The sequence below is a fragment of the Morganella psychrotolerans genome (genome assembly GCF_965118875.1).
GTDB lineage: Bacteria > Pseudomonadota > Gammaproteobacteria > Enterobacterales > Enterobacteriaceae > Morganella > Morganella psychrotolerans_C.
On record NZ_CBCPJD010000049.1, the window covers coordinates 1 to 1,391 of the forward strand.

Annotated in this window: 2 protein-coding genes and 1 pseudogene; 2 read left to right on the plus strand and 1 reads right to left on the minus strand. The window is 42.1% G+C overall.

Annotated features, from left to right (window positions below; translation table 11 throughout):
- Positions 1 to 182 precede the first annotated feature (182 nt).
- Positions 183 to 869, minus strand: a complete 687-nt coding sequence (locus ACMHKJ_RS19235; protein WP_413496442.1) for a LexA family transcriptional regulator — start codon at positions 867 to 869, stop codon at positions 183 to 185.
- 103 nt (positions 870 to 972) lie between these two features.
- Here ACMHKJ_RS19235 and ACMHKJ_RS19240 point away from each other — a divergent pair, with 103 nt between their 5' ends.
- Both ACMHKJ_RS19240 and ACMHKJ_RS19420 read left to right on the plus strand, forming a co-directional pair.
- Positions 973 to 1,218, plus strand: coding sequence for a transcriptional regulator (locus tag ACMHKJ_RS19240; protein WP_413496444.1), 246 nt, complete (start codon positions 973 to 975; stop codon positions 1,216 to 1,218).
- Between the two features lie 38 nt (positions 1,219 to 1,256).
- Positions 1,257 to 1,391, plus strand: a pseudogene (locus tag ACMHKJ_RS19420) (YmfL family putative regulatory protein); the annotation flags it as partial.

Consider the following 1,391-nt stretch of genomic DNA (forward strand, 5'->3'; position numbering starts at 1 on the left):
GTGATCCACACAGCGATATCATCTGCTGACATGTTGCTGGTGGTGATGGTTGGTTCTGTTTGCATGTTTATGTCTCCGTGTTGTTCTTGAGATTAAATATGCAACTTAAAGTAGATAATGTCAACTACTTAAAGTAGAGAATGAGGGCGTAAAAAAACCAGCCTTGGGCTGGTCTATTGTTTTTATGAAAAGTATTTAATACCCATTGGTATGCTAATCAATAGCCTACCGTGGAAATAAAGCTCATGCATTTCATTTTCTTCTATGTGAAATGGTGGGTAAAATTCATTGTCAGAAATTACCGCCAGCTTTCTTCCCTTAACCTTCTGCAGACGTTTTATAAATGTAGACCCTTCAAAATCAAACACATAAACACCATCACCAGTGAATTGCACAGTTTTGGTATCGATGAATAACAGGTCTTTTGGGTTTAGTGTTGGGGACATACTGTCGCCGTCGGCATTAATTATAACTACACCGTCAAGCGATCTGCGTCCAAATAATTCATAAACCCGATCCAGTGGAATTTCAATTGAGCGAATCAGTTCAGGGAACGGGTTATTGATGTAACCATTCCCAGCAGAGGCAAATGCTTCAATTTGCCTTACCGTGACAGTATCTTTTGGTTCGCTGGCTATTGAGCCATCTATGCATACGCCGTAATCAAGATATACAGGCGTTGATTTAACAACCCCGGCGACTCGTTCCATTTTGTCATCCCGTGGTTTCGCTGTACCCAAAGTATATCGGCGCGCCATTTCATACGTAACGCCAACACCCTCAGATAGCTGTTTAACATCAACACCCGCCTCGGTCATGCACTTGGCTAATCGCTCAGCAAAGCTTTTGTATTTCGGAGTTTCTACCATAGGTAGAAGTCTATCCATTGCATCCAAAATTGTCATTTCTATTATAAGTTGTCTTTTGTATCTACTTTAAGTAGTATTAATTTATTACATACAGGAGGCGTCAATGACTCAAGAAAGTATTACAGAAAGAGCAATCGGAGCTGTGGGCTCACCATCAGCAGTGTCGCGATTATTTGGGTTTAAGTCACCCCAATCTGTTTTTAACTGGATCAAGAACAACCAGGTTCCTGCTGAGCGGGTAATCCTACTTTGCCAGTTTGGCCATTGGGTAATCACACCAAACCAACTTCGACCTGACCTTTACCCAAACGAATCAGACGGATTACCAAACGATAGCAAGCCTGATTGAAACAATTAACTACAACATAATCAAAAAACGAGTAGGCAATGAAAAACCAATCACTGAAAGAAGTCGTAAGAGAAATGTGCAGTTCTGCACCAGGCGGACGCGAGGCAATGGCTGGCGCACTGGGTTTGTCTCCGGCGTCATTCAATAACCGGTTCTATGAGAAAAACGGCTGC

What these genes read in the sequence shown, in the direction of transcription:
- ACMHKJ_RS19240 (WP_413496444.1), top strand. Translation starts at nt 973, where the DNA reads ATGACTCAAGAAAGTATTACAGAAAGAGCAATCGGAGCTGTGGGCTCA.
- ACMHKJ_RS19235 (WP_413496442.1), bottom strand. Translation starts at nt 869, where the DNA reads ATGGTAGAAACTCCGAAATACAAAAGCTTTGCTGAGCGATTAGCCAAG.